We start from the raw sequence: 8606 nt of genomic DNA, 5'->3' as shown, positions 1-8606 counted from the left end.
CGGTACTTAATCACCATGTCCACGAACTCATAGCGGATTGATTCAATACACTCAACTTGTCCGCAGACACCCTTATATACAAAGGGATCACCGACTCTGTACAGTGGATTTTCACTTGTAAATTCGCACTTAATGTATTTACGTTCAAAAAGACTGGTGGGTTCATATTTTGAATAGTCTGACTTGCTGCCAATCTTTTGAGCAATCCCTTCAACTTCAATTCGTGAGGACTTGCTATACAATCTTTTCATCTCAAGAATGTGGGTCAACACATAACCTTCATCTTTATAGTCAAAGAGTTCTCCCACCTCAACTGACTGGCTAAACCCTTCTCTGTATAATTTAAATATCGCCTGCATGAGTCGTCACTTCCTATGTTTCTTTTAGCGTCTTCGTTACCTAACTATTGTTAATCATAATCACGAAATCTTTTTTCGATTCTCGCAGTTGTCTTGCAAAAGATTCTAAAGCGTCACACTCTTCTTGTGTCATATCTTCGAACCCTTCTCCTTCACCATAGATAATCCCATCAATAATAAATGCGATATCCTCTGCTGCAATCTTAATTTTGTTCATACACTTCTCCTTTCAAGCGTCGGTTAGTGGAAATATTAAATACCCTTTCCCAACTCAAAGATGGTTCCAAATTCTAACTCGACGACTTTGTATTTCTTATTTCCAGCCTGATACCTCCATGCATGCTTGTTAAGCATCTTCAAATCAGAAAACACCGCTAAAGTGTTTTTAGAAAGGTGTCTTGCTATCGCCATATCTTCGTCAACTAAAGCGTAGTATGTCATTCCACCACCAACTTTCTTCCGCATTCATGGCAAAAATTTCGTTTAATATAAATACAAGTGCCATCTTCGTATCCCTCTGGGTATGCTTTAATACGAATAGTTCTTCCAACTGTATCAACATGGACGTAATCCTTCTCTTCTATTTCATGAATAGAACCGTCGCAATATTTGCACATCTATTCCGCCACCTCTTTCTCATAAACTAGCGAATATTTTTCTGTAGAAACATGATGCTCATATCCATTCATTTCTATTGAAACCATTGCGTGTTCCCCCACTTCCCCATATTGGCGTGCGATATCAATATATTTTGCTGTCTGCCCTCTAAATGGAAAATGATGGTCATGGCCTTCTAGCACTGCTTGAATTTCCCCATTAGAGCTGTTTTACTACTCCACGCTCTAAACTTCGGTATCATTGTTGTCCTCCTTACAAACAAACTCTTGGATATTAGTTAATGCAAACCTGTTATTTCCAACTTCGCTGGTAAGGTTTTTGTATGCTTCTTCTATAGCAAGTCGTTTCGTAGGAGCGGTAATGGTACACATTTCTCCAAGTACTGCACCGCTTCGTTTGTACGAAACTGTCCAATAAGTCATCTTTGGTTTGAAGGTCTCTAACGACTTAATATCAAACTCTTTGATTGGTACTTGTTTTTTGGCTATGCATTTGTCACGTGCTATATATCCGATCAACCCGCCACACAGCAAGCATAAAACCGCTGTAATTAAAACTTCAATTGCCATTCTATTCATCCTTTCAATAGTTAAATTGTTGGCTTTTTTCGCGTCAGACTATACTTTTCCTGCTGGTACTGCAAATGCCCAATAGCGTTCGTCTATTGCTTTGATTTCTTCTTCGGTGAATCGAGTTGCCTTAATATGATCAAAGCTGATGTTTTCCTCTATGTCGTAATTCATATAAATTTTTCTGTTTTTCGCTGGCAGCTCAATAAAATATTCCGCCTCTTCAACTTTAAATCCATACTTCCAAATGTTTAATAGCATTTCATAAGATTGCTTTTCAACCCACGAGAATAGCTCATCACCTTCAGAATCAGTAATTATTCCATCGCATGGTAACATTTCAGTTAGATAGAATTGGTCGCCGTCTTTTGATCTAATAAGATAGCTTAATCTTTCTTGTTTCGACATTTCTTTTTCGTCGTTTAAGAATTTGAAAACTACAGGCGGCACTTTGATTTTCTGCGGTTCATCTATTTCACTAATTATTCGTATTACATCCGTTGTGCTGTTTGTTGCGTCGCAACTGCCAGATTTAATAACACTAGATATTTCTATTAATTTAATCGCTGCTTCTTTATTCATAAATACCTCCTTGATTTTTTCAATACTAGCCTGAGTTAGTGGACTAATTGTAATTGCCTTTCAATCTCTGCAATTGCCGCAAAGATTGGATAGATTTGCTGCGGAACTACTGCGTTCCCTAATGTTCTAATTCTGTCCACCCGATTGGGAACCCCATCAGCCACTCGACCCACTCTGGGTTCAACTGGCCACTCTGATTTTTCGAAACTATATCTGGAAGTGTTTGGTGATTCCAATTCGGACCTGTTGGACCTTTCCAATCCCTGGCTGTAGGCGTGGGCCACATTTTTACCATTGCGCTCAAGTCTGGACTCTTCCTCCGTCTTTCCGATGGACAGTCTCCTCGAACGGAGGCTCTCGGTGTCGGCCATAATTTCACTGCTGTTGCCAATCCGTCCCCAGATGTCTTCGATGCGCCCTTGCGATTGTGATTCCCACAAACTGTTGGCGTGGGCCACAATAAAGGTCCTGTTTCGCTGATGTTTGGCATCAACGGCTGCAGCTGGAATAATAAACGATTGTGTTTCGTAACCTTCACTTTCCAAATCAATAAGCGTTCGTTCGAGTTCCATGTTGACGAAGTTAGCAACATTTTCGCCAACAACCCAAGAAGGCTGCAACTCCTCAATGACTCTGAACATTTCTGGCCAGAGGTCACGGTCATCTGCCTTGCCAAGTCGTTTCCCGGCAACGCTGTAAGGTTGACAAGGGAATCCGCCGTGAACAAGTTTAATTGTTCTGTCTCGATCGATCACACCTTCTTTCATAAGTAATTCCTTGTTTAACTCTCTAATGTCCTTATAAATTGGCACATCTGGCCAATGTTTTTGCAGAACCTTCCTTGGGAAATCAACATATTCGCAAAAGGCAACTGTTTCAAAGCCTGCCCATTCAGCTGCCAGGTCCATGCCGCCGATTCCCGAAAATAGTGATAATGCTCTCAAACAATCACTCCTTACTACTGGTGGTTAATTTACTTTTTCATGGCATGCTCTTTCCGCATATCCTTCACCATTTAATACCCAATACTGATTTTTTATCACTTCTGCGCTGTCATCAATCAGATCATCTATATCCATATCAGAATCTTTTTTATAAGATTCTCCAAAATCATATAAATCAATCTCAAGCAGATTTACAAAGCGATCATCTATATCAATCTCGTCAGATTCTATATAGTCAACTTCCCTGTCAAAATCTTTTAAGGCTTGCTTTTTGTTCTCTGTCATCAAAGTTCTATCTCTGTCAGTTTTAACCATATAAAGTATCATTTTCTTGTCATCGACTCCTTTCTTTCCTTGGTTAATTGATCTATGCTTTGCCCTTGGCTTCTTCGACCATTGCTTTTAGTGCTGCCCGTTCGGCATAGTAAGCATCATCCAATTTGAAGTAGTCCTTTAAATCGGAGACTAACCCTTCAAAAGTATCGTTCTGGTCAATAAGCTGAGCAACGTCGTCCTGGTGGATTCCTTCTACTGCTGTCAAATCGTTATATTCATTTTCACTAATATTCATTGCTTTTCCTTCTTTCTTGAATTTGGTTAGCCGAGCGTCTCAGCTGTGTGCCGGCTATCTTTATAGCTTGTATGCTTTCTCAAATCATACAAATAGGTCTCGATTTTTCGCTTCGTAAATCTATAAAGCCGATTTGATTCTAAATGTGGTGCTGGAGGACTAAAACTGATTGATTCACTGCCTATTGAAGCAGACCCGTCATTGTCCAACTCTCTGTCGTAGTAATCGCCGTAATCATTTCCAAGGCCTGTAACCTCTTTTAGTTCAATCTCTCCCCATACTTCTGCAGCTAGATCAAAGAGTTGCCGATAAAAACTATCAAACTGCTCCTGATCGAGTTTAAAAATCACTCTGGTTTCATAAGGATTCATTGACGCATTCTCAAAGATAATCGACTTTCCTTTTTTGAAACCATGAAGCATTGGTTCATCTACTGTTTCACCTGAAATCCATATATGCATTTTCTCTTTCCCTTTCCATACTATCGGTCTTGATCAGACTATCCTTCAGCGGTAGCTTGGTCATACTCATTCCAAAACGACTCTATATCATGATCCATTGCTATTCTCATAAATTCCTTAACGACATCTTTAGAGAATAGTTCAGAATCACAATACTGACTTATCGTTACTGCTAAGGCAGTCTTTTCGGTCTCCCCAGCAATCAGACTAGTGACATAGCTATTCATCAACCAGCTAACTTGTTCTTTTTCATCCACCACTTATCAACTCCTTTTTCTCTGCTTCATCGGTCGTTAAATGACTAAAATCTTTTTTCCTTCTCATGTGCCCAAAGTAAAGAAGTAGTTCCCCAGCGATCACCTCTCCAGTAATTATACTTTCCGCTCAGTTCAGGATATTTCTCACACTCGACAACATAATTTCCTTTGTAAATAGCTGGAAATGTCCCTTTTGGAACACTTGAATATTTTTCTTTATCTTTATCACTAGTACCAGAAGTGCTTCCTAAATAAGTAATGAAACATTGATCCCCTTTTTCAAGTCTCATAAGAGGTCTGCTACTGTCATATCTGATTGTTGAGTCCATATTTCTCCTCCCACTCTGTACTTTCTTCCTTGTCAGTTCTCTCGGTCGTTAACGAGCAATTGTCATCAAGCCATAAAAAGGTTCTTTTGCATCTTCATCATTTTCCCAAATCTGAATTGTCATGGTCATGCCGTTAGCTAACTTATCAACTGACTTTATATAGTCTCGATCATTTGTTTCTTCAAGAACCTCAATTACATCATGTCCGCCTTTTTTCAAAGGTTTCCCTGTCTCTTTCTCTATAAATTTAACTAATTTATCTCCCCAAGCCGTATCAATAAATTTATCCTCAGCAGCGTTGATATTTTTTGCTTCAAAATCTTCACTGTATTCAAAAATTATTTCCATAATGTTCTCCTCATATTTTTTTTAGTTGGTTAAGTCTTCCATGTCAGTACAATCGGTCTTGATCAGACTATCCTTCAGTGGTAGCTTGGTCATACTCGTTCCAAAACGACTCTATATCATGATCCATTGCTTTTCTCATAAATTCCTTAACGACATCTTTAGAGAATAGTTCAGAATCACAATACTGACTTATCGTTACTGCTAAGGCAGTCTTTTCGGTCTCCCCAGCAATCAGTTTAGTGACATAGCTATTCATCAACCAGCTGACTTGTTCTTTTTCATCCACCACTTATCCACTCCTTTTTCTCTGCTTCATCGGTCGTTAACCGAATCTGTTTAAATCGGATAATTCTCTTTTAAAACACTTCATAAATAATATGATATGGAGTACCTTCTACACGTATTTCCAGCCATTCTAGTATTTCCATCACATTTTCCTCTGACATTTCCAATTGATCTAGATATTCATCTACATACATATCCAGATCAAGTTCCTGTAGTTGGTCTATTAGAATATCATCAAGCCACTCTTTAGTTACGCCAATAGCAATTCCTTTTACCATTTTTCCTTCTTGATACAAAGGTAGAATCGCCGCTGCATCATTATCATCGTTTGGAAAATTTCCTGTTGTCTTTCTAAAATCTTTATAAATCATTATTTTTCCTCCATTCCATACTTTCTTCCTTGTTTTAACTAAATCAGCCTACAAATTGGGCATGTTTAGCCTTCAAATCATTTTTGCTTGAGTCTATATATAACAAAGTAGTTTCGGCGCTGGAATGGCCTAATAGGTCTCTGGCATCATTTAAAGCCATGCCGCGGCGACTTGCGTCGGTGGCTGTCGTGCGTCTGAATTTGTGTGGATAGGCTTCCTTAACTCCAGCTCTACCAGCAATAGTTTTTATCATCTTTTGTATTCCGCTAGTACTCATTTTTGACCCGATTCCATTACCTCCGCAAATGATCGGACCATAATCATGAGGAAATTTTTCAAGATAAGCGTCTATATAAATTTTGGCTCTAGCGTGAATAAAAACTATTCGCTCTTTGTTTCCTTTACCAATAACGGATATTGTTCCACCTGCTCGATCATAGTTCTCCATTCTTAAAGTAACCAATTCAGAAACTCGACAAGCAGTACTCAGCAGCATCTCAAGTACCATTTTTTGTTTCAAACCTCTACACGAATCTCTTAAAAACTCAACCTCAGCAACAGTGAAAGACTCTAACAGCCTTTTCTCCACTTTTATTTTTTCGATTCTTTTACCTGGATTGGTAGTGATGTATTCCTCGTCAAACAGCCAAGAAAAGAATCTGACGACAACTCCTCTTTCGTGATCTAAAGTTGAATTGGCGACTTTATCAACTAGAGTACGATGTGCAATATAGCTACGGATATCGTTTGGTGTAATCTCTTTAAATGATTTAGCAATGAATCGGTTGAATTTATCAATGTTGTACATGTAGAGTTGGATTGAGCGATCCGACAAACCACGCAATTTTAAACTAATGAAAAAAGCCTTATATGCTGCAATGTCACTCGTTTGGTCGTATATGATAACCTCATTCCGAGATTCTTCTAACTGCAGTTTGGATAGGTTGAATGTCATCGTGATCTTCAACTTTCTAAGTTGATCGCCGCTAAAATCTTGTTCTAGATCAGAAACTACTTTGTTAATAAACTTTTCTTTTATGTCGATTTGTTACATCCGCCCTTTCGCTGATCTCTTGGAATGTTATGATGAATCATCCAACTTCGCATCGTTGATGAAGCTATTCCAAACTTATTTGCAGCACCCTTCATCCCCAATTTTTTATACGTTTCTTGTACTACTTTTCTTTCAGGAACATGAATCTTTATTGAATTTTCAAGCCCGTATTTTCTGCGGATGTAAGCATAGACTTTTCCATCAATGGGATAAATCCGTTTCATCTCTGCTAATTTCCATTTTTCTTCTAGCATTGTTAAAATGTCTTTCTCCATACCAGGCCTTTTGTCCAGATATCGCTGAATTCTTTCGTTTCGATCCACAGGTTCTTGTTCTTTAGTGTGCAATATATCCATTAATTTTTGATGCCGTTCAACATTCTCAGGCATCTGGTCCCAATTAGGGTCATAGGTCAGTTTCAATAGTTCTCTCCAAGCCCACTTCTGTTCCTTCGTTTTCATAATGACCTCCTAAAACGGCAAATCGTCATCAGAAATATCTACAGTGCTACCACTAAATGGATCGGCGTTATTCCCATAACCAGAAGTATTGTTGTACTGTGTCTGTTTGCCGTTACCAGTTGCGGTATTTTGCTGCCGCTCCTCATTTGCCGATCGGGATTCAAGCAACTGGAAGTTATCCGCTACTATCTCAGTTACATATACCCGCTGACCTTGCTGATTCTCATAGTTTCGAGTTTGAATGCGTCCAGTAACACCTAACAACGTCCCTTTACGGGCATAGTTTGCTAATGTTTCTGCTGACTTCCGCCAGATCACACAATTGATAAAATCAGCTTCTCGATTGCCAGATTGGTTGGTAAAGTTACGATTCACCGCCAAAGTGAAAGTTGCCGTCGCTGTACCGGTTGCCGTATATCGTAAATCGGGGTCTTTTGTAAGTCGTCCGACTAAAACTACGTTATTAATCATTTTGTTCCCCCTGTTGTCTTAAATATTCTGCTAACTTCCTATCCACCTCAGCTTTTTTCTCAGGTGATATACTGACGTTTTGAAGCTGTTTACCAATGTGAGCGGGCATTTGTTCCACTCTGGTATTCATCCTCTTAGAAAAGCTCTGAGGCTTGCTGTTCGCTTTTTTCGCCATTGTGTCATACTGCGCTCTCAATTTGCCGGCTGAAAGTATGTTACTGCTCCAAAAACTGTCCTTTTGACACCAATCAATCATTCGTTTCACCTTATCTATTGAACGCTTATCTAGTTCTACCATTTTTCGAATTTCATCGGCCCATGTTTGGAAATTTGGTTTTTTTGTCATATCCCCTTCACTAGCTGCATCCTCATTGATTTTCTTATAAAGGTAATGTGCTAAATTGAGATATGGAGAATCCTCCCCGTAAACACGCTCGCGTGATTTACGACTATCTTTTATATCTTTATCTTTATCTATATCTATATCTATATCTGTTGCGTGACTGTCACGTGACTGTCCTGTGACGTCTCCTAATAGCTTTTTCTTTTCACGCTGTTTCTGTTTTCTCAAACGGTTTTGCTCTCTCACCTTTTCCATACCTTCAATGTTTTGATGCTTTTCCCAGTTGGTGATGGCTATGCTACCATCACCGTTGAGATCAATCATGTTGAAGTTTCCTAGAGTTGTTAATGCGAGTCTAACGGTGTTCACTGGCTTTCCAAAAAGAGTCGACAGCATCTCTTCTGTGTATGGCATATTTCTTTGAATATATATCAAACCCTCATCATTAGTTTTACCCGCTAGAACTAACAAGCGAATCCAAATAACGAGAATGGCATCAGCTTCGGGTACCGCTTGAATCAGCCTGATTTTCTCATCATCAAACATAGTTGTTTTTAATTTTATCCAACTGATCTCTGCCACT

At 39.1% G+C, this 8606-nt stretch carries 19 protein-coding genes; all 19 read right to left on the bottom strand.

Annotated features, from left to right (window positions below):
• Nucleotides 1-359, bottom strand: a 359-nt coding sequence (locus IGI46_RS25445; RefSeq protein ID WP_429974599.1) for a hypothetical protein, incomplete at its 3' end; no start/stop codon positions are given.
• 40 nt (nt 360-399) lie between these two features.
• Nucleotides 400-576: a hypothetical protein gene (locus IGI46_RS25440; protein WP_429974598.1), complete on the bottom strand. Its 177-nt coding sequence runs from the start codon at nt 574-576 to the stop codon at nt 400-402.
• A 35-nt stretch (nt 577-611) separates the two neighbouring features.
• Entirely contained in the window at nt 612-824 is a 213-nt protein-coding gene (locus tag IGI46_RS25435) for a hypothetical protein (RefSeq protein WP_429974597.1), read from the bottom strand.
• Between the two features lie 152 nt (nt 825-976).
• Nucleotides 977-1159, bottom strand: a complete 183-nt coding sequence (locus IGI46_RS25430; protein ID WP_429974596.1) for a hypothetical protein — start codon at nt 1157-1159, stop codon at nt 977-979.
• A 42-nt stretch (nt 1160-1201) separates the two neighbouring features.
• On the bottom strand, nt 1202-1546 hold the full coding sequence (locus IGI46_RS25425; RefSeq protein ID WP_429974595.1) for a hypothetical protein: 345 nt from the start codon (nt 1544-1546) through the stop codon (nt 1202-1204).
• Nucleotides 1547-1594: 48 nt separating this feature from the next.
• Nucleotides 1595-2128 carry a DUF1642 domain-containing protein gene (locus tag IGI46_RS25420; RefSeq protein WP_429974594.1) on the bottom strand — a complete coding sequence of 178 codons (534 nt, stop codon included), beginning with the start codon at nt 2126-2128 and terminating at the stop codon, nt 1595-1597.
• 35 nt (nt 2129-2163) lie between these two features.
• Entirely contained in the window at nt 2164-3072 is a 909-nt protein-coding gene (locus IGI46_RS25415; protein ID WP_429974593.1) for a DNA cytosine methyltransferase, read from the bottom strand.
• 24 nt (nt 3073-3096) lie between these two features.
• Nucleotides 3097-3357 (bottom strand): hypothetical protein, encoded by a 261-nt coding sequence (locus tag IGI46_RS25410; protein WP_429974592.1) that lies wholly within the window; start codon nt 3355-3357, stop codon nt 3097-3099.
• A gap of 82 nt (nt 3358-3439) precedes the next feature.
• A complete protein-coding gene (locus tag IGI46_RS25405) occupies nt 3440-3643 on the bottom strand; it encodes a hypothetical protein (protein WP_429974591.1) in 204 nt (67 codons plus the stop codon).
• A gap of 26 nt (nt 3644-3669) precedes the next feature.
• Nucleotides 3670-4104 carry a hypothetical protein gene (locus tag IGI46_RS25400; RefSeq protein ID WP_429974590.1) on the bottom strand — a complete coding sequence of 145 codons (435 nt, stop codon included), beginning with the start codon at nt 4102-4104 and terminating at the stop codon, nt 3670-3672.
• A 38-nt stretch (nt 4105-4142) separates the two neighbouring features.
• A complete protein-coding gene (locus tag IGI46_RS25395) occupies nt 4143-4361 on the bottom strand; it encodes a hypothetical protein (RefSeq protein ID WP_429974589.1) in 219 nt (72 codons plus the stop codon).
• A 44-nt stretch (nt 4362-4405) separates the two neighbouring features.
• Nucleotides 4406-4690 carry a hypothetical protein gene (locus IGI46_RS25390; RefSeq protein WP_429974588.1) on the bottom strand — a complete coding sequence of 95 codons (285 nt, stop codon included), beginning with the start codon at nt 4688-4690 and terminating at the stop codon, nt 4406-4408.
• 48 nt (nt 4691-4738) lie between these two features.
• Entirely contained in the window at nt 4739-5038 is a 300-nt protein-coding gene (locus IGI46_RS25385) for a hypothetical protein (protein WP_429974587.1), read from the bottom strand.
• 67 nt (nt 5039-5105) lie between these two features.
• Complete coding sequence (locus IGI46_RS25380) at nt 5106-5324, bottom strand: hypothetical protein (protein WP_429963728.1); 219 nt, start codon at nt 5322-5324, stop codon at nt 5106-5108.
• A gap of 70 nt (nt 5325-5394) precedes the next feature.
• Nucleotides 5395-5694, bottom strand: a complete 300-nt coding sequence (locus IGI46_RS25375; RefSeq protein ID WP_207702694.1) for a hypothetical protein — start codon at nt 5692-5694, stop codon at nt 5395-5397.
• Nucleotides 5695-5737: 43 nt separating this feature from the next.
• Nucleotides 5738-6649 (bottom strand): tyrosine-type recombinase/integrase, encoded by a 912-nt coding sequence (locus tag IGI46_RS25370; protein WP_429974586.1) that lies wholly within the window; start codon nt 6647-6649, stop codon nt 5738-5740.
• Between the two features lie 80 nt (nt 6650-6729).
• On the bottom strand, nt 6730-7209 hold the full coding sequence (locus tag IGI46_RS25365) for a hypothetical protein (protein WP_429974585.1): 480 nt from the start codon (nt 7207-7209) through the stop codon (nt 6730-6732).
• Between the two features lie 9 nt (nt 7210-7218).
• Entirely contained in the window at nt 7219-7680 is a 462-nt protein-coding gene (gene ssb, locus IGI46_RS25360; RefSeq protein WP_429963731.1) for a single-stranded DNA-binding protein, read from the bottom strand.
• A complete protein-coding gene (locus tag IGI46_RS25355) occupies nt 7673-8605 on the bottom strand; it encodes a phage replisome organizer N-terminal domain-containing protein (RefSeq protein ID WP_429974584.1) in 933 nt (310 codons plus the stop codon). Before IGI46_RS25355 ends, ssb begins: the two co-directional genes overlap by 8 nt.
• Nucleotide 8606 lies beyond the last annotated feature (1 nt).

Origin of the sequence: Enterococcus sp. AZ163, from assembly GCF_050498925.1 — a bacterium.
Lineage (GTDB): Bacteria > Bacillota > Bacilli > Lactobacillales > Enterococcaceae > Enterococcus_A > Enterococcus_A ferrettii.
This window is presented reverse-complemented; position numbering and strand designations above follow the sequence as displayed.